This is a genomic window from Deltaproteobacteria bacterium (assembly GCA_035063765.1).
GTDB lineage: Bacteria > Myxococcota_A > UBA9160 > UBA9160 > PR03 > CAADGG01.
Window position 1 is genome coordinate 169,060 of sequence record JAPSFT010000001.1, and the last position, 21,846, is coordinate 190,905.

At 71.0% G+C, this 21,846-nt stretch carries 17 protein-coding genes; 11 read left to right on the forward strand and 6 right to left on the reverse strand.

Going from position 1 to position 21,846, the window contains the following annotated elements; translation table 11 throughout:
- Positions 1-187: 187 nt before the first annotated feature.
- Positions 188-3,217 carry an AAA family ATPase gene (locus tag OZ948_00825; protein ID MEB2343266.1) on the reverse strand — a complete coding sequence of 1,010 codons (3,030 nt, stop codon included), beginning with the start codon at positions 3,215-3,217 and terminating at the stop codon, positions 188-190.
- A 464-nt stretch (positions 3,218-3,681) separates the two neighbouring features.
- Between OZ948_00825 and OZ948_00830 the strand changes: the two genes are divergently transcribed.
- Genes OZ948_00830 through OZ948_00845 form a run of 4 tightly spaced genes read left to right on the forward strand, consistent with a single transcriptional unit; the run spans position 3,682 to position 7,440 of the window.
- Positions 3,682-5,247 carry an AMP-binding protein gene (locus tag OZ948_00830; GenBank protein MEB2343267.1) on the forward strand — a complete coding sequence of 522 codons (1,566 nt, stop codon included), beginning with the start codon at positions 3,682-3,684 and terminating at the stop codon, positions 5,245-5,247.
- Between the two features lie 8 nt (positions 5,248-5,255).
- On the forward strand, positions 5,256-6,026 hold the full coding sequence (locus tag OZ948_00835; protein MEB2343268.1) for a rhomboid family intramembrane serine protease: 771 nt from the start codon (positions 5,256-5,258) through the stop codon (positions 6,024-6,026).
- Positions 6,023-6,958 (forward strand): oxidoreductase, encoded by a 936-nt coding sequence (locus OZ948_00840; GenBank protein MEB2343269.1) that lies wholly within the window; start codon positions 6,023-6,025, stop codon positions 6,956-6,958. Before OZ948_00835 ends, OZ948_00840 begins: the two co-directional genes overlap by 4 nt.
- The gene (locus tag OZ948_00845) at positions 6,955-7,440 is read left to right on the forward strand and encodes a hypothetical protein (GenBank protein ID MEB2343270.1); all 486 of its coding nucleotides are present in this window, start codon (positions 6,955-6,957) and stop codon (positions 7,438-7,440) included. Before OZ948_00840 ends, OZ948_00845 begins: the two co-directional genes overlap by 4 nt.
- Before the next feature lie 224 nt (positions 7,441-7,664).
- On the opposite strand, the gene OZ948_00850 is transcribed toward OZ948_00845, so the two are convergent.
- The gene (locus tag OZ948_00850; protein ID MEB2343271.1) at positions 7,665-9,047 is read right to left on the reverse strand and encodes a sigma-70 family RNA polymerase sigma factor; all 1,383 of its coding nucleotides are present in this window, start codon (positions 9,045-9,047) and stop codon (positions 7,665-7,667) included.
- A 217-nt stretch (positions 9,048-9,264) separates the two neighbouring features.
- On the opposite strand from OZ948_00850, the gene OZ948_00855 reads away from it, so the two are divergent.
- Genes OZ948_00855 through OZ948_00865 form a run of 3 tightly spaced genes read left to right on the forward strand, consistent with a single transcriptional unit; the run spans position 9,265 to position 13,884 of the window.
- Positions 9,265-10,284 (forward strand): ferritin-like domain-containing protein, encoded by a 1,020-nt coding sequence (locus tag OZ948_00855; GenBank protein MEB2343272.1) that lies wholly within the window; start codon positions 9,265-9,267, stop codon positions 10,282-10,284.
- Positions 10,285-10,295: 11 nt separating this feature from the next.
- Positions 10,296-12,704, forward strand: a complete 2,409-nt coding sequence (locus OZ948_00860) for a penicillin acylase family protein (protein MEB2343273.1) — start codon at positions 10,296-10,298, stop codon at positions 12,702-12,704.
- Positions 12,697-13,884, forward strand: a complete 1,188-nt coding sequence (locus tag OZ948_00865; GenBank protein ID MEB2343274.1) for an FAD-binding protein — start codon at positions 12,697-12,699, stop codon at positions 13,882-13,884. Before OZ948_00860 ends, OZ948_00865 begins: the two co-directional genes overlap by 8 nt.
- Here OZ948_00865 and OZ948_00870 read toward each other — a convergent pair.
- The 4 genes from OZ948_00870 to OZ948_00885 form a co-directional block, all read right to left on the reverse strand.
- The gene (locus OZ948_00870; GenBank protein MEB2343275.1) at positions 13,881-15,386 is read right to left on the reverse strand and encodes an AarF/UbiB family protein; all 1,506 of its coding nucleotides are present in this window, start codon (positions 15,384-15,386) and stop codon (positions 13,881-13,883) included. The genes OZ948_00865 and OZ948_00870 overlap by 4 nt on opposite strands.
- Positions 15,383-15,892, reverse strand: a complete 510-nt coding sequence (locus OZ948_00875) for a hypothetical protein (GenBank protein ID MEB2343276.1) — start codon at positions 15,890-15,892, stop codon at positions 15,383-15,385. The genes OZ948_00870 and OZ948_00875 overlap by 4 nt, the downstream gene beginning before the upstream one ends.
- Before the next feature lie 131 nt (positions 15,893-16,023).
- On the reverse strand, positions 16,024-17,160 hold the full coding sequence (locus tag OZ948_00880; GenBank protein MEB2343277.1) for a citrate synthase: 1,137 nt from the start codon (positions 17,158-17,160) through the stop codon (positions 16,024-16,026).
- An 80-nt stretch (positions 17,161-17,240) separates the two neighbouring features.
- The gene (locus tag OZ948_00885) at positions 17,241-18,077 is read right to left on the reverse strand and encodes an enoyl-CoA hydratase (GenBank protein ID MEB2343278.1); all 837 of its coding nucleotides are present in this window, start codon (positions 18,075-18,077) and stop codon (positions 17,241-17,243) included.
- A 73-nt stretch (positions 18,078-18,150) separates the two neighbouring features.
- Here OZ948_00885 and OZ948_00890 point away from each other — a divergent pair, with 73 nt between their 5' ends.
- From OZ948_00890 to OZ948_00905, 4 genes are all read left to right on the forward strand, one after another.
- Complete coding sequence (locus tag OZ948_00890) at positions 18,151-18,921, forward strand: histidine phosphatase family protein (protein ID MEB2343279.1); 771 nt, start codon at positions 18,151-18,153, stop codon at positions 18,919-18,921.
- Positions 18,922-18,931: 10 nt separating this feature from the next.
- On the forward strand, positions 18,932-19,741 hold the full coding sequence (locus tag OZ948_00895) for a crotonase/enoyl-CoA hydratase family protein (GenBank protein ID MEB2343280.1): 810 nt from the start codon (positions 18,932-18,934) through the stop codon (positions 19,739-19,741).
- Between the two features lie 130 nt (positions 19,742-19,871).
- Positions 19,872-21,026 (forward strand): hypothetical protein, encoded by a 1,155-nt coding sequence (locus OZ948_00900; GenBank protein MEB2343281.1) that lies wholly within the window; start codon positions 19,872-19,874, stop codon positions 21,024-21,026.
- Positions 21,027-21,039: 13 nt separating this feature from the next.
- Entirely contained in the window at positions 21,040-21,834 is a 795-nt protein-coding gene (locus tag OZ948_00905; protein ID MEB2343282.1) for a CBS domain-containing protein, read from the forward strand.
- Positions 21,835-21,846: the final 12 nt, after the last annotated feature.

Consider the following 21,846-nt stretch of genomic DNA (forward strand, 5'->3'; position numbering starts at 1 on the left):
CAGGGTGGTGTTCGAAACCCCGAAATCGGGCTGGAGTGCCACGTCCCCCCCCGCGACTGATGGCGACGCATCGGATTCCTGCGTCGAACGCGACAAGCCTACCGAGGTTGAACCAAGAAGTGCTACGGGCCTTTACGCGCAGAGCTGCGGGGCCCGGAGAGCCCCCCCCCGGGGGGGCGGGGGGGCGTCAGCCCGAAGCGATTCTCTGATGGAGGTGCGCCATACCGAGCTTCGCCGCGCGTGCGCGAGCCTTCCCGCGTAGAGCTTCGATCTCGCTTGGAGCGCGCCCATTCCGCCGCCATACCCGGGCGAGTCCCGCTTCCGAGTGCGCCAACCAAGGCTCGCCTTCGCACCGGGCGCCTTCCTCGATTGAGCGCCCGTACCACGCCTCTGCCTCCGAATAGAGCCCCATCGTCTCGGAGAGCATTCCGAGATACCGCGCTACGGGACCCCAAGTCATTACACAGAATCCCAGAACCAAAACGCGACCCTCAAGAGGAAGCAGTAGCCCCCGCAGCACTTCAGCAGCATCCGCGCGCCCAAGCAACACCGCCGACTCGCTCATCGCCACTAGCGCGGTCGGCCAATCGAGACGTCGATGCGCTCTCCCACTCACTTCTGCGAGAAGCTCATCGAGCTCCCTTGAGGCTGCACGAGCTTCTCCGCTCAACGCCAACCCCCAACAGCGACTCGCACGCCAGCCAATGAACACGGGATAACGGTTGCTCGCCGCTTCCGATATCGCAACGACCTCCGCTCCCGCCCCTCTCTCCGCCGCGTGTATGATCGACTGCGCCATCTTACTCAGGAACACATTCGCATCCCCAATTCGCCTTCCAATCTCTACACATCGCGCCATACTCTCTTCCGCGCGAAGGAACCGCCCTGTATGAAGCGCTCGCGCCGCGTCGAGCAAATGCCCATACCAGAGTGGTTGCGGTTGCTTGAGATCACGTGCTAACACGCGGAACTCCGCAGCCGATCTATCGAATGCGCCCATCTCTCCGCACTCGAGCTCACCGACACACTGGTGCAGCAGGGATACCGCCAGCGCTTCTTTGCTGCCAATCTCACGAGCAATACCGACTGCTTCAGTCGCCAACTCTCGACGCGCATCCACCTCGTATGGTGTCCATTCAGCCAGCCACCTGGCGAGAATGACCTGAAGCCTTATTGCCGGATCCCATGCTCCTCTGACCAAGGCTGCTGCGTGCCGACTTTGCGCAATGCATTCCTCTCCGTCCTCCGACCAGAACAGCGCAGCCCCTAGACGCGCCATCACTAGAGCACGCCACTGCTCCTCACCCGTATCCAACGAGGCCAGTGCTCGGCGGAGAACCGAAACCAAGAACTCATCTGGCACTCCCGCTTCGACCGCAAAGAACCCTGGCGCTGCACCGATCGCGGCCTCCGCCAACAACCCGGGTGCCGCGATCGAGTCCGCCACTCTCGCCGCACGTTCGAAGGTCTGCCGGGCTGCTGCCCGGTCGCCCGAGCGAAGCTGTTCTGTGCCCATCCTCAGCAAGATCGCGCAATGGCGCTCAAACCCTTCGCTCCACGCGCCCTCGGCTATCCGCAACGCCCGCCCAAAGTGGACCGACGCTTCTTCGTATGCCAATCCATCACTCGCGGCACGCCCAGCCTCGCAAGCCAAATCAATAGCTCGCTCAGCTCCACAAACCTCGATCGCCTCCCCGAAGTGGTATGCGATCTCCGGCAAACGCTCACGCCGCATCGGCTCAAATCTATCAAGAACCTCGCCAATCGCGGCGTGGAGTTGAGTACGTTCCGGATCGTCGAGGCCCTCGTACAACACATCTCGCACAAGGGCATGCGAGAACCTCCACCGCTCCCTGTCCCCGCCAATCCGTGTGACAACCCCTCCCGACGAGGCCTCACGCAGAGCCGTGCACACCCTGTTGCTATTCCATCCGACAGCACGTTGGACGAGCCAGCTCTCGAACTCACGCCCCACAACTGCCGCTACTCGGAGCAACTTCCTACCGTCAGAGCTTAAGGCGTCAACCTGCCGCACGACCGCATCCCGGACTGTCCGCGGCAATGCGCCCGCGACCCGCCCTGTCGCTTCCGGATCACTCGGCAGAAATGGCAGAAGCTGCCACAAGAAAAAGGGATTCCCGTTCGTAAGATTCCCGATCGCATCCGTCTGCTCAGGCGACGGCGTTCGCCCCGTCGCTCTCCGTATCAGCTTTGCAATGTCGCTCGATCCCAGTCCTTCAAGGGCCAACGTGATACCATCCACACGTCGCGAGATCGTGGACACGAGATCCAATCGACCTTGCTCCGACTCCAGCTCCAGCCGCCGGTACGTAGCCAGCACGAGCATGTGCTCCTCTTGGAGATCGTGCAGAACGAAGTCGAGGAGGAGCAATGTCGACATATCAGCTCGATGGATATCATCGAGAACCAGTACAAGAACACGGCCCGCGCTTGCTCGCCGAAGAAACCGAGCGAAGCTGTCGAATAGCCGAAATCGTGCGTTAGCCGGCGGCAGCACATTGGAAGCCGATTCGGAGGCAGATCGCAGCCCAGGAACCCATGCTGCGATCTCTGGAGCATCACACGCGAGCATCTGCGCTGCATCCCGATTCACTTCGCCCTCGCAGAGCTGCTTCGCGATGTGGCCCCATGGCCAGAACGAGGGAGCACCCTCCTCTTCGCGACACCGTCCAACTGCAACGAGCGCACCCACGTCACACGCGATCGAGGCGAACTCCTCGGTCAGGCGCGACTTACCGATTCCTGGCTCTCCCAAGATGCACGCGAACCGGGCGCGCGAACCGCCCCGGCTCGAGAGTAGATCTGTAAGAGCTGACAGCTCGAAGTCTCGGCCGACGAACGATGTCGATGTCGTAGCGTCCCTACCTAGGGGCTCCTTCTGGCAGTCCTCGACTTCTGTGTGAAGGCGATATCCCCGCCCTCGATGCGTAATGATTACCTGAGCCCTCTTCGCGTTATCTCCGAGAGCCCGACGCGCTGCGGCTATCGCGACGGTCAAGGATCCCTTCGATACCGCTCGGCCCTTCCAGAGAACGCGAAATAGCTCGTCGTTTGGCACAATTCGACCACGATTCTGAAGAAGGTAGGCAATCAGGTCGAAGACCCTGCGCTCGATCGGGACTACTTGGCCACCGCGCCGCAGTTCGAAGAGCCGAAGATCGATTTCGCAGTTACCGAGACGGATCGTGTTCGTCACCAGAGGGGTCCCTCATGCTGAAGCCAGTCTATATCGGCTCCGATAGCTCGACTACTCCTGGAGGTTGTTTCTGTGTCACCAGCCACTGATCCCAGCTCCTACTCCCATGAACGACAGTTCCTCTCCTGGGAGGGTCGCTAACCAGCTCCCGGGCTCATCAACCTGCCGATTGCGCCCCGCCCGATCGGTCCCACTCGCCTTCGGTGCCCGGACCATCTGATCGGAGAACGCAGTTCGGAAATGGGGACCTGAGCGCATTTGCCGCAAGGGATATCCCTCGCATAGGATCGAGTGGAAAGGGGGTTCTCGTCCGAGACGGCCGGTACGATTCCTTATCGCCAACCGCACCTACACTGGCCCTCTCCGACATGCACCTCTACGACATCGTCTGCGACCGCGACTCGGATCTGCCCACCCTACCTGGGCGCCTCACCAGAGGGATCATCAGAGGGAGCACGCGACTCATGTTCACCGTTACGACGCACGCAAAGAAGCATCCGGACCGCGCCGCGGTGGTCTATGGGAATGGCGAGAACGTCGAAAGCTACGGGGTGCTGGAGGAGCGGTCGCGGCGGCTTGCTCATCTGTTCCGGCGCTGGGGGCTCGAGCCTGGCGACTGCGTCGCGTTGCTGCTCGGAAACGATGACTCGTTCTTCGACGTGTTCTGGGCGTGCCACAGGGCTGGCCTCTACTTCACGCCGGTGAACTGGCACCTGCAGCGGGACGAGGTGCAGTACATCGTCGAGAACTGCGATGCGGGGGCATTCCTCGCGCACGCGCGGTTCGCGGAGATCGCGGCGGAGGTGGCGCACGGGGCGCCTCGGCTGCGCGTCTCGGCGAGCGTCGGCGGGGCGATCCCGGGGTTCCGGGCGCTCGAGGACGAGGTGGCGAGTGCGCCGGCCGATGCTCCGCTTGTCGAGGAGCTCGAGGGCTCGGTGATGTTGTACTCGTCGGGCACGACGGGGCGCCCGAAGGGCGTGCGGCGGCCGCTCGCTCGCGTGCCGGCGGGCGATCCCGCGGCGGCGATCGTGGCGGTGGGACTGCTCGGCATGTTCGGAATGAGGGAGGGCGACGTCTACCTGTCGCCTGCGCCGCTCTATCACGCTGCACCGCTGCTCTTTGCGTCCTCGCAGCATCGGATTGGGGCGACGACCGTGGTGATGCGGCGCTTCGAGCCCGAGGAAGCGCTGCAGATCATCCAGGAGCGACGCGTGACGACGTCCCAGTGGGTGCCGACCCACTTCAAGCGCCTGCTCTCGCTACCCGAGGCGGTACGCGCACGCTACGACGTGTCGTCGCTGCGCGTCGCCGTGCACGCGGCTGCTCCCTGTCCGATCGCCGTGAAGGAGGCGATGATCGGCTGGTGGGGGGATGCCATCCAGGAGTACTACGCCGGCACGGAAGGGGGTGGAACGTTGATCCGGGCCCAGGAATGGCTGACGCACAAGGGATCGGTCGGACGTCACTGGACCGGTGGGAAGATCCATCTCTTCGACGACGAAGGGCGCGAGGTCGAGGAACCCAACCGGGAGGGGGCGATCTACTTCGAGGCGCCGCCGGATCCGGCAGCCCGCTTCAACTACTACAAGGACGAGCAGAAGACCGCCGGCACCTACCGTGGCGATCTCTTCACGATCGGCGACATCGGCTACCTGGACGCCGAGGGCTACCTCTACCTCACCGATCGGCAGTCCAACATGATCATCTCGGGAGGGGTGAACATCTACCCGCAGGAGACCGAGAGCCACCTGGTCACGCATCCGAAGGTCTACGACGTGGCGGTGATCGGCGTGCCCGACGACGAGATGGGTGAGGCGGTGAAGGCGGTGGTGGTGCCGGCTGCGGGCTGCGCGCCTGGCCCCGCACTCGCCGACGAGCTGATCGGCTACTGTCGCGCTCACATCGCACACTACAAGTGCCCGCGCACGATCGACTTCGTGGACGAGCTTCCGCGTACCGAGACCGGGAAGATGCAGAAGCGCAGGCTGCGCGACCGCTACTGGCAGGGCCACGCCGGCCGGCTCGTGTAGGAGCGCCCGTGTTCCCGCTCCGCGACGACAATCCCCAGATCCTCACGCCCTTCGTCACCTACGCGATCTTCGCGCTGAACATCGCGGCCTGGATCTTCCTTCAGGGGCTCGGCAGCCAGATTCCGCTCGTGACCTCGGTGTGCGACCTCGGCCTCGTCCCGGGCGAGCTGCTCGGCAACGTCGCCGCGGGCGCCTCCGTGCCCCTCGGACCCGGCCTCGCGTGCGTGGTGGATCCGCAGCCCTCGTGGATCACGCTCTTCACCCACATGTTCCTGCACGGGGGCTGGATGCACCTGATCGGGAACATGTGGTTCCTGTGGATCTTCGGCGGCAACGTCGAGGACTCGATGGGGCACTCGCGATTCGCGCTGTTCTACCTGCTCTGTGGCCTCGCAGCCGCCGCACTCCAGATCGTCTCGAAGCCCGACTCGATCGTCCCGATGGTGGGCGCGTCGGGCGCGATCGGCGGGGTGATGGGCGGCTACGTAGTCCTCTATCCGCGCGTGCGGGTGCACATGCTGGTGGTGCTCGGCTTCTACATCACGACGATCGCGGTACCGGCCCTGTTCATGCTCGGGTACTGGTTCCTGATCCAACTGATCGGGGGCGCGATGGCGATCGGTGACGAGCGAGCTGGCGTGGCGTTCTGGGCGCACGTAGGAGGCTTCGCGGCGGGGACGCTTCTGGTGCTCGTCCTCCGCAAGCCCGAGCTCGTGGCCCGCCATCCGTACCATGGATGGAGCGACCCGTCCGGCAGCGGCTGGAAGGTCTCGTCTTGAGGAAGGAGCGCTGGGGTACGGAGGCGATCCCGCCGCTCGGCGGCAAGGTCGCGATCGTGACGGGTGCCAGCAGCGGAATCGGCCTCGAGACGGCGCGTGCGCTTGCTCACCGCGGTGCGCGGGTGGTGCTCGCGTGCCGCAACCCGGAGAAGGCGCGCGCCGCCGAGCGCGAGGTCAAGGAGGCGGCACCCGCGCCCGCCGCGGTCCTCTCGCTCCCGCTGGACCTCGCCGACCTCGCCTCGGTTTCCGCCTTCGCCGATACGTTCCGCGACGCGCATGCGACCCTCGACCTCCTCGTCAACAACGCGGGCGTGATGGCGACCCCCCTGCAGCGCACCGCGGATGGCTTCGAGATCCAGCTCGGCACCAACCACCTGGGGCACTTCGCGCTGACGGGCCGCCTCCTCGACCTGCTGCTCGCGGCGCCCGCAGCGCGGATCGTCACCGTCAGCAGCTCGATGCACCGCCCGGGCCGGATCGCGTTCGACGACCTCCAGAGCGAGCGCTCCTACCGGCCATGGCGCGCCTACCAGCAGAGCAAGCTCGCCAACCTGCTCTTCACCTTCGAGCTCCAGCGCCGGCTCGCCGGCACGCGCGCGATCGCGGTCGCCGCACACCCCGGCTACGCGGCCACCCAGCTCCAGGTGGTGGGCCCGAGAGCCCGCAACGCGGCGCTCATGACCTGGGCCGCGGGGCTCGGCAACCGCCTGTTCGCGCAGAGCGCGGCGATGGGCGCCCTCCCCTCGCTCTACGCGGCGGCGGCGCCCGGCGTCCGCGGCGGCGAGTTCTTCGGCCCCGGTGGCTTGCTCGAGATGCGCGGGCATCCGCGCCGGGTCCGCCCCGGCAGGCGGGCACGCAACGAACAGGTGGCGGCGCGCCTCTGGGCGGCGTCGGTGGAGCTCACCGGCGTGGGCTACGAGGCGCTGTCGTGAGGAGGTACCCGACACCGGCAGGATGGCTCGTAGCCCTCCTGTTCGTGCCGGGCCTGGCGCAGGCCGGTGACGCTGCGCGCGACGGCCTGCGCCGACTCGAGGCGCAGGAGCAGCGCATGCGCCTCGAGGATCTGCGCACCGGCGCGCACCGGCGCCTCGAAGCGGACCGCCTGCGCCACATCGGCGATCCCATCTCGATCGAGCGTGCGCACAGACGCTGGCGTGCCGAGGATCGCCAGCGCGACTTCCGGCGCGACCGCGAGAGCGAAGCGATCGAGCGGGCGGTCGACGCAAACGAGCAGATCGAACGTGCTACGGAGCGGCTGCCCGGTCCCCGGGCGGCCCCTCCCGAGGCAACTGCCGCCGCCCGCGACGCCTTCGAGCGCGAGCGCTCCGACCTCGAGAACCGCCAGCGGCTCGAGCGCCTGCGCCGCGATCCCGCTCGGCTCCAGGGCCCCGGAGTGCGCCGCTACCCGCCTTGAAGTCGGCACTCGCGAAGCCGGCACGGGAAGTTGGCGCGCCGCGGCCGGCGTGAGGGGTGGAGATGGCTCCGGGGCGGGCGGGACGACCCTCGAGCCCGCCCGCCGCCGTCGCGCACCGGCCGCGGCGCCCCGTGATCCTCGCGGGGCGCCGTGACGGATCCGGTCACAAGAGACGCGCGCCCCCCCCGCAAGCGATGCGACCGAGCCGATTTCTTCACAGGCTCTCAGGCCACCTCTGCGTACGAATCGAGGGTGCTCGCCAGGTGGTCGGCCTTCCCGCCGCGGCGCAGCCGCTCGAGCGCGCGCGCCTCGATCTGGCGCACCCGCTCGCGCGAGAGGCCGAGCCGCTGCCCGATCACCTGGAGCGTCTGGGGCGACTCGCCGCCGAGTCCGAAGCGGCACTCGATCACGGTGCGCTCGCGGGGCTCCAGGTCGTCGAGCACGGCGCGCATCGTCTTCTCGATCTGGAAGCGGTCGAGGTCGTCGGCGGGGTCGCCCTGGTTCTCGTCGGCGAGCGCGTCGTCGACGGTGAGCGAGTCCGTGCCGGTGAGCGGGGAGTGCGCAGAGACGATCGGCGTCATCGTGGACACCAGGCGGTCGGCGTCGAGCGGCGCAAGCCCGAGCTCCTCGGCGATCTCCGCCCGGCCCGGCTCGCACGCGAGGCGCGTGCGGAGCCTTGCCTCCACGCGCTTGTACTTGAGCTGGAGATCGTAGACATGAGAGGGCGCGCGCACCGTGCGCGAGTGCTTCTGCACGGCGCGGATCATCGCCTGGTGGATCCACCAGGCGGCGTAGGTCGAGAACTTGTGACCGCGATGATGGTCGAACTTCTCGACTGCTCGGATCAGGCCGAGATTTCCCTCCTGGATCAGATCGAGGAATGCGACGCCCATGCCGCGATACTGCTTGGCGAACTTGACCACGAGCTTCAGGTTGTGCTGCACGAACTCCTGTTTGGTGTCGCCATAGGCGGCGAGCGCCGCATCGGCGGTGCGGATCCGGCCCTGCCGGAGCGTTGCGCCGGCCCCGCGGCGAGCCTCGGACGCGCGCTCGAGCTCGGCCTCGCGCCAGGCCTGGACGATCACCTCGAAGGCGAGCTCCGCCCGGCGGACGGCAGCGGCGATCTGGCGATCGAGCCGCTCCGTCTGCGCCACGGGGCTGCGGCTACGGCCGCCTCCGGGCGCAAGGGCGTGGCGCCGCTCGAGCAGCCGCTCGACCGCGCGCAGCGACCGGTCGACCTGCGCCGAATGGTCGCGCCGCGAGCCGTCGAGGTGGTGCGCCGAGAGCGCGGCCGTCACGTGCCCGTGGGCTTTGCGCGCGCGCCAGCGACGCACGATCGCGCGGGCGGTGGCGGGCAGCGCGAGGGCGCTGGCGAGGAACTCGTTCCGGCACGTCTCGAGCGTGGCGGCCAGCTCGAACTCCTGCTCGCGCGAGAGGATCGGTGTCGCGGAGATCGAGCGGATGTACGACACCAGGGCGTCGGCCTCGCTGCCGGAGCCCGCCGGCCGCTCGGCCGCGGCGCCCTCCTCTCCGTGTCGCGGGCGGCGCTCATCGGGCCGCGCGTAGGACGACTCGCCCTCCGTCCAGTCCCGGTCGTCGAGATCCATGCGTCCTCGCTCCCTCCTGAAAGAACGGCCCCTCGAGGAGAGGCCGGAAGGGGTCCCTCGGGACCCCTGTCGCGGACACGCGAGCCAGTAGGATGCAATGCGCAGGCCAGCTCCCCTGGGGACCGAGATCGCGCACCCCCTCGACGGCAACGCTCGCATGGCACCAGCGGGGGTGAGCGGATACGCTGGCGCGGCGCCACTCCGAGGGTCCTCCGCCATGGCCGAAGCCAGCTCCGTCAACCAGCTCCAGCAGCGCGACCGCGAGCTCGAGACCATCCTTGCGTCCTTCGACACGAGCTACGTCTGGAACTACGGGACCGTGAAGGAAGGGCTGCGCGACCTCTACGAGAAGGCGAAGCGCGACCAGTGGAACGGGACCACGCAGCTCGCCTGGAGCACCGAGGTCGATCCCGAGAGCGAGATCATCCCCCAGACGATCAACCCGATCGCGTCCTACGGCCCCTTCCAGAAGCTCGACGCGAAGGAGCGCGCGCGGCTGCGCCACGCGCAGATCGCCCTCCAGCTCTCCCAGTTCCTGCACGGCGAGCAAGGGGCCCTGATCGTCGCGTCCCAGCTCGTCGGCGGCGTACCCTGGATCGACGCCAAGTACTACGCGGGCACCCAGACGATGGACGAGGCCCGCCACGTGGAGGTGTTCAGCCGCTATCTGCGCGACAAGCTCGAGTGGGAGTGGCCGATCAACGAGAGCCTGAAGGAGCTCCTCGACGCGACGATCAAGGACTCGCGCTGGGACTTCAAGTACCTGGGAATGCAGATCATCATCGAGGGCCTGGCCATGGCGGCCTTCGGCAACCTCTACCAGCTCGCCCAGGAGCCGCTCCTCAAGGAGCTGCTCAAGTACGTGATGAAGGACGAATCCCGGCACGTCGCATTCGGTGTCCTCTCGCTGCGCGACTACTACCGGGACGTTCCCCCGGTGGAGATGCGCGACCGGGAGGACTTCATCATCTACGCCTGCGAGCTGATGCGGAACCGCCTCGTCGGCGACCAGCTCGCCGACGCCATGGGGTGGAACCGCAAGGAGGTGCAGGAGGTGGTGCTGGCCTCCGTGCCGGCCCAGATGTTCCGCAAGGTCCTGTTCATGCGGATCGTTCCCAACCTGAAGAAGCTGGGCCTCCTGACCCCGAAAGTACGCGAGGCCTTTGCCCGTTTGGACATTTTGCAATTCGAGGACTACGACGCCGAGGCCGCCGACCGCCAGCTCGGGTTCCTCTGAGTCCACGCCCGGTGTCGGCCTGGAGCCCCGGTCCGCCGCTGCCGCGCAAGCGCCGCACCGCCATCGCCCGGCGGCTCGCGGCCGCACTCGCCGGCCGCCGCGAGGCGCGCTCGCGCCCGGCGCTGGTCGCCGCGAACCTGCCGGCCCTCGTGGGGCGCCTCGAGATCGTCCGCGACGCCCGCGGGCTGGCCCACGTCTACGCCGAGTCCGAGCGCGATCTCTACGCCGCGCTCGGCTTCCTCCAGGCCGCCGACCGCTTCACCCAGATCGACCTGCTTCGCCACCTCGGCGCCGGCCGGCTCTGCGAGCTGATCGGGAACCTGCGCGCCCCCGCGCGTACCCACGAGCTGCTCGCGGGCCGCCGCGTCGCCGACCTCGACGGCTTCCTGCGTCCCCTCGACTTCGAGGCCGCGAGCCATCGCGACCTCGACAAGACCCCGCCGCGCGCGCGCGCCTGTGTCGAGGCCTTCGCCGAGGGCGTGAACGCTGCGCTGCGGGCGATGGACGGCGTGTATCCCGCCGAGTACCTGGGGCTCGGCCGCGTGCGGCCCTGGCACCCCGCGGACTGTCTCGTCGCGGCGCGCGCCAGCGGCTTCACGGTGACCCTCATCAACCTCGAGAACGAGCTCACCTTCGACGCGGTGCGCATCGAGGTCGGCGACGCGCTCGCGCGACGCCTGGTTCCCGAAGCGCCCTGGGAGCACGCGCCGCGCCTCGAGCGGCGTGGCGAAGGCACGCTCCCCGCACCCCCGATGCACCTGCCCTCGGGCGGCAGCAACAACTGGGCGGTGTCGGGAGCGCGCAGTGCCTCGGGAGCGCCGGTGCTGGCCGGCGACCCGCACGTGCCGCTCCTCCCGCTGCCGACCTACTGGTATCCCGTGCACCTCGAGTGCAGCGAGTATCGGGTCCAGGGCGGCTGCTTCCCGGGCTATCCCGCGTTCGGCTTCGGCCACAACGGCTTCCTCGCCTGGAGCTGTACGACCGCCTTCCGCGACGCCTGGGACCTGGTCCGCCTGCACCGGCTGCCGGACGACCCGACGCGCTATCGAACGCCCGAGGGCACGGGCGAGATCACCGCGCATCGCGAGCGCCATCGGGCCCGCTTCGGGCGCCACGTCGAGCTGCGCTGGGAGTCGTGCGCCCACGGCGTCGTGTACCCGGGCTGGACCCACGACGACGGCGCCGACCTCGCGGTCCGCTACGTCCCGAGCGACACCGGGCGCTATCTGGCCGGCTATCTCGCGCTCGCCGCCTCCCGCACGCCCGCCGACCAGCACGCCGCCCTCGCCGAGATCCACGAAGGGCCCTTCGACTTCAACCACGTCTGGGCGCACCGCGACGGAGCCTTCGGCTGGCAGGTCTTCGGCAAGCTGCCGCGACGGCGCCGCGACGGGCTCTTCGCGCGCGACGCGCACGACCCCGACGCGCAGTGGGAGGGCTTCGTCCCCTTCGAGGAGATGCCGCGTGCCGGCGATCCGGCCGCCGGCTACGTCGCCACCGCGAACGCCTGCACCGATCCGGCCCAGTGCGGCCCGCTGGCGACGCACGCCCACTTCGAGCCGCGCTACCGCCAGGACCAGATCGAGGCGCGCCTCGCCGCCACGCCCGCGCACCGCGCCGAGGATTCGATGGCGCTCCAGGCCGACGTCCTCGCCGCCTACGCGCCGGAGCTGCGCGACGCGCTGCTCGCGCTCCTCACGCCCGCACCCGACACGCGCGAGGCAAGCGCCTGCGCGCTGCTCGGCGCGTGGGACGGGAGCTTCGACGCCGGGTCCGCCGCCGCGCCCCTCTTCACCTTCACGCGTCGCGCGCTCGCCGACGCCTGCTACCTGGCCGTGCTCGGCCCCAAGGTGGGGCCGCGTTTCGCGGCCGGCCGGCGCGCGGCGCCGCGCCTCGCGCGGCTCCTGCTCGATGCCGGCGACCCCCTGCGCGCCGACATCGAGCGCGCCGCCGGCCGCCCGCTCACCGCGCTCGCGGCGGAGGCCCTGCGCGCGGGCATCGAGCGGGTCGAGCGCCACTGCGGCGCCGACCCCGCCCGCTGGCGCTGGGGCGACATCCAGCGCGCGCGGCTCGGCACCCTGCTGGCGGAGCTCCCGCTCCTCGGTCCGCGCCTGCTCGCCCTCGACGCGCCCTTTCCGGGCGACGACTACACGGTGAGTCCCTCCCGCTCGCTCGACGAGGGACGCCGGCTGCGCGCCTTCGTCGCCGCCTCGAGCCGCTTCGTCTGCGACCTCGCCCGTCCCGACGAGGCGTGGTTCGCGCACTCCTCGGGTCCGAGCGGAGATCCGGGCTCGGCCTGGCACGCGAACCTGAGCGGGCCGTGGTCGCGTTTCGAGTACTTCCGCTCCGCACTCGGGCCGCCCGAAGGGGTCGCGGACCCGGTCGAGCGGCTCGTCGTGCCGGCCCCGCGGCGTGGCTGACTCCTGGACGAACTGGTCGGGCGCCGTCACCTGCGCACCGCACGCGGTGGTCGAGGCCCATGACGAGGCCGAGATCGCAGCGATCGTCCACGTCGCGGGCCGCGAGGGGCGCACCGTGCGGCCGCTCGGCGCCGGGCACTCCTCCTCGCCGCTTTGCGCGACCGACGGCGTGCTGCTCTCGCTGGCACGCTGGCAGGGCATCGAGGCCGTGGATCCCGCGGCGGGCACCGCGCGGGTCCGCACGGGCACCGATCTCCACGAGCTCGGCCACGCGCTCCACGAGCACGGCCTCGCCCTCCACAACCTGGGCGACATCGATCGCCAGACGCTCGGGGGCGCGCTTGCGACGGCCACCCACGGCACGGGCCGTGCGCTCGGGAACCTGGCCTCCGCGGTGACGGGGCTGCGCTTCGTGCGGGCGGACGGCGAGATCGCAGAGCTCGATGCGCTGCGCTCGGCCGACCGGAACCTGCTGCGGGCCGCGCGCGTGTCGCTCGGGGTGCTCGGCGTGATGACGGCCGCCACGCTGCGCGTGGTACCCGCCCATCGCCTGCACGAGCGGGTCTGGCAGTCCCCGCTCGACGAGGTCCTGGCGCGCCTGGACGAGTGGGTCGCCGCCGCCCGCCACTTCGAGGTGCTCTACTACCCGAGGCACGACATCGCCGAGTGTCGGTCGATCCATCCGACCGAGGCGCCGCCCGCGTCGGTTTCCGACCGCGAGGGCGAGCGGATCGGCTGGAGTCACGAGATCCTGCCCTCGCTGCGCGAGCAGAGGTTCCACGAGATGGAGTACTCGCTCGCGGAGGCGCTCGGCCCGGCCTGCTTCCGCGAGACGGCGGCACGGCTGCGCGCCGGCGACCCGGGAGCCGCCTGGCCGCTCGGGTACCGGACGGTCGCCGCCGACGATGCGTTCCTCAGCATGGCGCACGGGCGCGAGACCGTGTCGATCTCGGTACACCAGGACGCGCGCCTGGCGCCCGAACCTCTCTTCGCGGCGCTCGAGCCGATCGCGGTCGAGGCCGGCGGGCGGCCGCACTGGGGAAAGTGGCATCGCCTCGATGCCGAGGGGCTGTCGCGGGTGTACCCCGGCTGGGGGCGCTTCCGTGCGATCCGTCGCGGCCTCGACCCACGCGGAGTGTTCCTGAGCCCGGCCCTGCGAACGCTGCTCGGCGAGCCCTAGGTATCACGTCCGGCCGCTGCGAGCACCGGCGCCACGTGGCGCGCCCAGTCGAGACGCGGGCGGTGGTGCTGGAAGAGCCCGCCGAGCGTCCCGAAGACGCGCGCCAGCATCACGAAGTCGTCGGGCAGGGTCGTCACCGGATCCTGGCGAACCGCTTCGAGAACACCCAGCAGCTCCGCCTCGAGCGCCTCGCGCGAGAGCCAGGCCTCGTCGCCGGCGGCGAGCCTGCGGAAGGCGCCGAGCAGGGCGTCGGCGAAGACCAGCAGGGAGTCGGGCGCGCCGCTGCGGGTCGCGAAACCGAGCGCGCCGAGCTCCGCGGCGGCGGCCTCGCGGCGGCCCGCGAGGACGGCCCCGAGGAGCGCCAGGTAGCGCCGTCGCCGCGAGGGCGTGAGCTCGCGCGAGCAGCCGAAGTCGAGGACGACGAGGGCCCCGTCGGGCGCCACCAGCAGGTTGCCGGGGTGCGGGTCGGCCTGGAAGACGCCCGCCTCGAGCACCATGCGCAGGTAGGCCTCGAGCAGGAGCCCGAGCGTCTCGTCGAGGCGTGCGCCGGCTTCGGCGTCACCGGCGTCGCGCGCGACGCGCCACTCGTCGAGGACGCCGGCGATCCGGCGGCCCTCGCAGAAGCTCGCCGTGAGCACGCGCTCGCCGCAGCGCTCGGGCCGGCTGCGCGGAACGCGGATCCGCGGGTGGCTCGCGAAGTGGTCGGCGAGCCGGTCCATCACGAGCGCTTCGCGCGCGAAGTCGAGCTCGGCGGAGACGGCCGCGCGCACCTCGGTCGTGATGGCCGCCCAGTCCGCCTCGGGCAGGAGCGAGCGCACACCGGCCACGAAGCCCTCGAGGAGACCGAGGTCGAGATCGAGGAGCGACTCGACGTGCGGCCGGCGCACCTTCACCGCCGCGGCCGTGCCGTCGGGCAGGACCGCGCGGTGGACCTGGGCGATCGAAGCCGCCCCGACCGGCTCGGGATCGAAGCGCGTGAAGAGCGCCTCGAGCGCGGCCCCGAGGTCGTCCTCGACGACGGCGCGCACCGTCTCGAAGGAGAGCGGTGGCGCCGCGTCCTGGAGCCGCGAGAGCTCGGCGATCCAGGCCTCCGGGAGCAGGTCCGGCCGCGCGGAGAGCATCTGCCCGATCTTCAGGAGGCCGGCGCCGTGGCGCGCACTCGCCTCCTGGAAGCGCCGGGCGTTGTGGGCGTGGAGCGCATCGAGGCGCTCGCGCGCCGACGCCTCCGACAGGAAGGCCGCCCGGATCGCGTGCAGCCGGTAGCTCAAGGCCACCTGCCCCACCACCCAGCTCGTCGCTGCGAGCCGTGCCGACCCACCGGGCCAGCGCGCGGCCTCGCGCGCGAGCTCGCGGCCGTCCTCGGCGAGCGCCTCCCAGTCGCGCCGCACCTCGCGCCAGCCCGTCGAGGCGCGCTCGGCGAGCCCGCGCAGCTCCCACGCCGTCTCCTCCACCCAGCCGAGCGCTCCGTCGATCGCCTCGATCCAGCGTGTCGCTCCGCTCATGCGCCTCCTCCGGCGCTCGCGTCGTCGGCGAGCGCGTCGATGCAGCTTCCGCACAGCCATGCACGGGCATGGCCGGGCTCGTCGCTGAGGCCCGCGTGGGCCTCGCTCCCGCGCGCCATCGCGCGCCCGCAGCGCGAGCAGTCGGCGGTCTGGTTCAGGACGACGCGGTTCCACGCGAAGACATGCGACAGCGCCGCGTCCGGACCCCCTTCGAGCCCCACTCCCGGATCCGCCGGCGCCTCGGTACGGGCCGGCTCCCGGCGCGCGACACCCGCCGCGCGGCGGGCGTCGCTCCCGACCCTCCGCACGAGCTCGACCGAGTCGTCGACCAGCGCGTCCACGTTCGCGACCACCCCGTCGACGAGCTGGAAGGCGTCCTCCAGCACGTTGCGGACCAGGTGCGAGACGGTGAGCCGGCGCCGGCGCGCCTCGCGCTTGAGCGTGGTCTCGAGATCGCGCGGGACGCGGGTCTGGACGATCCGGTCCTTCGGTCGATCGGGCTCCACCGGTCCCTCCGCCCTGGAACACGGCCCAGCATACGATGTATGACAGCGTATGACAAGGGCGCCCGAGCCCGCCCCAGCTTCCAGCCAAGCGGTTGCGCCGTGCCGGGGTCCCCCGTGCCGGGGAGCGGCTCTCAGCGCTCCTCGATCGGCCGGTAGCGCCGGTCGGTCGGGCCGACGTACTTCCCGCGCGGGCGGTAGATCCGGTTGTTCTGGTACTGCTCGAGCACGTGGGCGCACCAGCCCGAGACGCGGCTCGCCGCGAACACCGGCGTGAACAGGTCGATCGGGATCCCCATGCTGAAGTAGACGGTGGCCGAGTAGAAGTCGACGTTCGGGATCAGCCCCTTGCGATCGTGCATGTACTCTTCCATCGCCGCGCTCATCTCGTAGAGCTCGGGGCGGCCGGTCTCGGCCGTCAGCTCGGCGCTCATCTGCTTCAGGATCGCGGCGCGCGGGTCACCCTCCTTGTAGACCCGGTGGCCGAAGCCCATCACCTTGCGCTTGGCCGCCATCGCCTCGTCGAGGTAGGCCTCGAGCCGCTTCGGGGTGCCGACCTCGAGCAGCATCCGCATCACCTGCTCGTTGGCGCCGCCGTGGAGCTCGCCCTTCAGCGTGCCGATCGCCGACATGATGCTCGAGTACATGCCCGAGAGCGTGCTCGAGGTGACCCGCGCCGAGAACGCCGAGGCGTTCAGCTCGTGGTCGGCGTGGAGCACGAGGCAGGTCTCGAACTGGCGCACGCGGCGTGCGCTCGGCTCCTTGCCGTGCAGCATGTACAGGAAGTTCCAGGCCAGCGAACGCCCGGGCAGCGGCTGGAGCGGCCACTGGCCGCTCCGCACCCGGTCGTAGGCGGCGACGATCGTCGCGAGCCGCGCCGTCAGCCGCACGGCCTTGCGGTGGTTCGCCTCGTAGCTCAGCACGTTCGCGTCGGGGTCGTGGAGCGACAGCCCGGCCACGACGGCGTGCAGGAAGTCCATCGGATGGACCTCCGTCGGCAGGCCGTGGAACCAGCCGAAGGACTCCGGCGGCAGCGCCATCGCCTCGTCCATCTCGCGCTGGAAGCGCGCCAGCTCCTCACTGGTCGGCAGGTTGCCGAACCAGAGCAGGTAGACGACCTCCTCGAAGGTCGCGTGTGCGGCCAGATCCTCGATCGTGTAGCCGCGATAGAGGAGCGTCGTGCCCGCGATCGTGCTGATCCCGGTGCTGCACGCCACCACGCCCTCGAGCCCGCGGTCGAGGGCGCCCTCGTAGACCTGGACCTCGCTCATGGCCGGTCCTTTCGGCTGGGGTTGCGCCGAGCTTAGCCCCGGGTCCGCGCGCCGGCGCCCTCGTTCCGGAGGCCGGAACGTCAGCGCGATTGCGTGCGGCCGCGCTCCTGGACGCTGCGGCGGCGCGCGGCGACGTCGGCGGGCGCGACCGAACGGGCGTGCTCGATCGAGGCGCGGGCCTCGAGGCGCAGCGCCTCGCCGAGCGTCGTAGCTCCGCCCTCACGGTGCAGGCGCTTGATCGCGCGCACGGTGCGCGCATCGCAGGAGAGGATGTCGCGGGCGAGACCGCGGCAGGTCGGCAGGAGCTCCGCGGGCGCGACGACGCGGTTCACGAGGCCCCATGCGCAGGCCTGCTCGGCGCCCAGGAAGTTGCCGGTGAAGGCGAGCTCCCGGGCGCGGCCGGGGCCGATCCAGCGCGGCAGGAGCTGCGAGATCCCCCAGCCCGGCACGATCCCCACCCGCGCGTGGGTGTCCGCGAAGCGCGCCTCGCTCGACGCGACGAGGAAGTCGCAGGCGAGCGCCAGCTCGAAGCCGCCGGTGATCGCGAAGCCGTTGACGGCGCCGATCACCGGCACCGGGCAGGCGCGCACGGCGGCGATCATGTCGCCCTCGCCGATCATCGCCGCCGGACCCGAGGGGGCGGGGGGCTGGACGGCTGGGCGGGAGGACTCGGCACCCGGGGTCTCGCCGCCCATCTCCTTCAGGTCGAGGCCGGCGCAGAAGGCGCGCCCGGCGCCCGTCACGATCACGGCGCCGATCGCGGCATCCTCGGCGATCTCGTGGAAGGCGCGCGCCAGGGCCTCGCGCAGCGCTCTCGAGAGCGCGTTCATCGCGTGGGGTCGGTTCAGCGTGAGCAGGGCGACGCCGTCCTCGCGCTCGACGAGGAGGACGGGCGGAGCGGCGGACGGGGTGGCCACGAGGGACTCCTTCGCGTGGGCGCCGCTATGATACGCGCTCCGCGCCGCGCCCCTGCCAGCCCTCGGGAGCGAGATGTCGCCCGCGCCTGCCCGTCCTGCCGACCCGCACGAGCCCGGCGCGATCTCGCGCCGCGAGGAGCGCCTGCGGCTCGACGCGCAGGTGGAGATCGTGCTGCTCCGCCACGGCGAGCCGGACTGGACGCCGGGGGGCGGCCTGTCGGTGACGGATGCGGCCCTGACCGCGCGCGGGCGCGCGCAGGCGGAGGCGGCGGCCGCCCGCCTGGCCGGCGAAGGCATCGACGCCCTCTACGTGAGCCCGCTGCGCCGCGCGCGCGAGACGGCCGAGCCGCTCGCCAAGGCGACCGGCCTCGAGCCGCAGGTCGTCGACGGGCTCGCCGAGATCAGCATCACGCTGGACGGCCTGTCGCAGGCCGAGGTCGACACCTACTTCCTGCGGGCGGCGCAGCGGCGTCTCGGCGAGCACTGGAGCGGCTGGCCGGGCGGCGAGAGCTTCCGCGACTTCCATGCCCGCGTGACCGGCACCCTGGCGGCGCTGCTCGTGCGCCACGGCATCGCGCGCGAGAGCGAGGACGAGTTCACGATCTGGACGCACCCGCCCCAGCGACGCCGGATCGTGCTCGTCGCCCACGGCGGCACCAACGCGGTCGGGCTGACCCATCTGCTCGACGTGCCGGCGGTGCCCTGGGAGTGGAACCGCTTCGAGCTCGAGCTCGCGGCCTACGCGGTCGTGCAGTCGCGGCCGGTCGGCATGACGGGCTTCGTCTGGTGCCTGCAGAACTTCAACGAAGTGGACCACCTGCGGGCCGTGGGCCTGCACGCATAGGAGGTGGGAGATGTCGGATCGCGTGATCGTGTCGGTGCAGGACGGGGTCGCCGACGTGCGGATGAACCGCCCGGACAAGCTCAACGCCATCGACGTGCCGATGTTCCAGGCGCTTGCCGAAGCGGGCCGCGCGGTGGCGCGCGACCGCAGCGTGCGGGCGGTGGTGCTCTCCGGCGAGGGGCGCGCCTTCTGCGCGGGGCTCGACATGGGCTCCTTCCAGGCGATGGCGGGCGGTGGCGCGCGCGGCGGGCCGAACCTGCTCGGGCGCGACGGGGGCGAGAGCCCCGCGAACTTCGCGCAGCTCGCCGGATGGGTCTGGACCGAGGTGCCCGTGCCGGTGATCGCCGCGGTGCACGGGGTCGCCTATGGCGGCGGCCTCCAGATCGCGCTCGGAGCGGACCTGCGACTGGTGGCGCCCGACGCACGGCTCTCGGTGATGGAGATCAAGTGGGGCCTCGTCCCCGACATGAGCGGCACCCAGACCCTGCGCCGGCTCGTGCGCCTCGACGTCGCCAAGGAGCTGACCTTCACCGGCCGCGTGGTCGGCGGCGCCGAGGCGGTCGCCCTCGGCCTCGCCACCCGTGTCGAGGCCGAGCCGCGCGCGGCCGGGCTCGCGCTCGCCGCGGAGATCGCGGCGCGTTCACCCGACGCGATCCGGGCCGGCAAGCGGCTGCTCGACGAGTCGGGCCGGGTGTCGGTGGCGGAGGGGCTCGCGCTCGAGGAGCAGCTCCAGCGCGGGCTCATCGGCCGCCCCAACCAGATCGAGGCCGTGAAGGCGAACCTGGAGAAGCGCCCGCCGCGCTTCTCGGACCCGGACTAGAGCGGGCGCGAGTGGGGCTGATTGCCCCACTCGCGCCGTCACGCGCCACGCCGCGACCGGGCGGCTCGCCCGGAAGCCGGCGCAAGCGGTACGTCGGTTGCATCGCAAGGACCCAGGAGGCCTTGCACCGATGCCCGCAGTGGATCGCCTCGCCGTCCGGCCGCTCCCGCAACTCGACGAGCTCCGAGCCTGGGTCGCACCCGGCCCCGGCCCGCGCGTCACCGTCCATCTCCCGATCCAACGCGCCGTCCCCGACCTCCGCCAGAACGCACCCTTGCTCGAGCGCGCCGCGCGCGAAGTGGAGGCGCGTCTGCTCGCGCTCGGTGTCGATCCTGCGCGCGCGGGCGCACGCGCCGCGGCGTTGCTCGCGATCGACCTCGAGCTCGCCCGCCTGCCCGCCGGCACGCGCGCCCTCGTCGCGCTCCAGGACAGTCGTGCGCTCCATGCGATCGCGCTTCCCGATTCGACACCGTATCGCGTAGACGTGGGAGAGAGCTTCGTGCTGCGGCCGCTCCTGCAAGCGCTCCAGCGCCATGCTCCGTTCCGGGTCCTGACGGTGTCGCTGAACCGCGTTGCACTCTGGGAGAGCGGCCCGGACGGACTGCGCGAGACGCCGCTGGCCGGTGTGCCAGCGAGCCTCCCCGAGGCGCTCGGCCAGGAGCTCACCGCAAAGCAGATCCGCGTGCGAGGGACCGGCCGCGGCGGCACGCAGCCGGTCTTCTACTCGCACGGAAGCGCCAGGGACGAGCGCAAGCTCGACCTCCAGCGCTTCCACGAGGCGCTGGCGCGTACCCTCGGCCCCGCCCTCGCCGACCGCGCATCGCCGATCGTGCTCGCCGCCACCGAGGACCACCAGGGCGGCCTGCGCGCGCTCGTGAAGCTGCCTTCGCTGCTCGGCGAGGCGCTCGTCGGCAACTTCGATCACGCGACCGCCGCCGAGCTGGCCGAGCGTTGCGCGCCGGTCGTCGAGCGCTGGCGGGCACGCCGCGCCGATCAGGCTGGCGAGGACTGGGAGCGCGCGCGCAACCGCGGCAAGGCGATCGACCTGCTCGACGACGTCGGGGCCGCCGCGCTGGCAGGGCGGGTCTGGCGGCTGTGGATCGACGCCGAGCGCTCGCTGGCGGGGCGCCTCGATCCCGACACCGGCTGCACGCTCCGTGGCGACGGCTACGGGGACGCGCTCGACGCGCTCTGCGAGCTGGTGCTGGCGCGTGGCGGAGAGGTCATCCCCGTCGACGCGGCCCGGCTGCCTTCGGCCAACGGCGTGGCCGCCGAGCTGCGCTGAGAGAGGAGCTGCGATGGAAGCCCGCGTGAAGGCCCTGATGAGCGGCGATCCCGTCTCGGTCGACGCCGACGCCTCGGCGCTCGAGGCCTTCGAGCGCATGTGGGAACGTGGGATCCGCCACCTCCCGGTGTGCGACGCCGAGCGGCGCGTGATCGGCGTGCTCTCGATCGAGGACGTGCGCGCAGCCCTGCCCTTCCCGATCAGCCTGCGTCGCGCGCTCGCGCCGGGCGAGCGCGCGGCGGCGCGCGAGTGGCGGGTGGGCGAGATCATGAGCCACGCGCCCGAGACGCTCGGGCCCGAGCAGTCCGTGGCCGAGGCCGCCGAACGCATGGCCGAGCACCGGATCGGCTGCCTCCCGATCGTCGACGACGAGGAGCGGCTCGTCGGGCTGCTCTCCGAGACCGACGTGCTGTGGGCGCTCGCCACCTCGCTCGGCCTGCGGCGGGACGACGGCCGGCGCGGTCGCGCCGCCGACCTCGCAGCGCTCGTGGCCGAGCTCGAGCGCGAGCGAGAGCAGATCCGCACGCGCCTCGAGCGCAGCCAGGCCGGGGAGCGCGAACTCGAGCAGAGCGAGCGCGAGCTCCCTCTCGACGAGGCCGAACGTGGGGCCGATCGGGCTGCGATCGAAGCGGCGCGCACCCTCGACGAGATGGCACTGCAGCGACTGGCAGCGATCGACCGCGCGCTCGACCGCGCGGGCCAGCAGCAGCTCGGCGTCTGCGAGCGCTGTGGTGGCTCGATCCCGGTGCCTCGGCTGCGCGCGCTGCCCGGCACGACGACCTGCATCGCCTGCGCTCGCGGGCGCTAGCCAGGCGCCGCG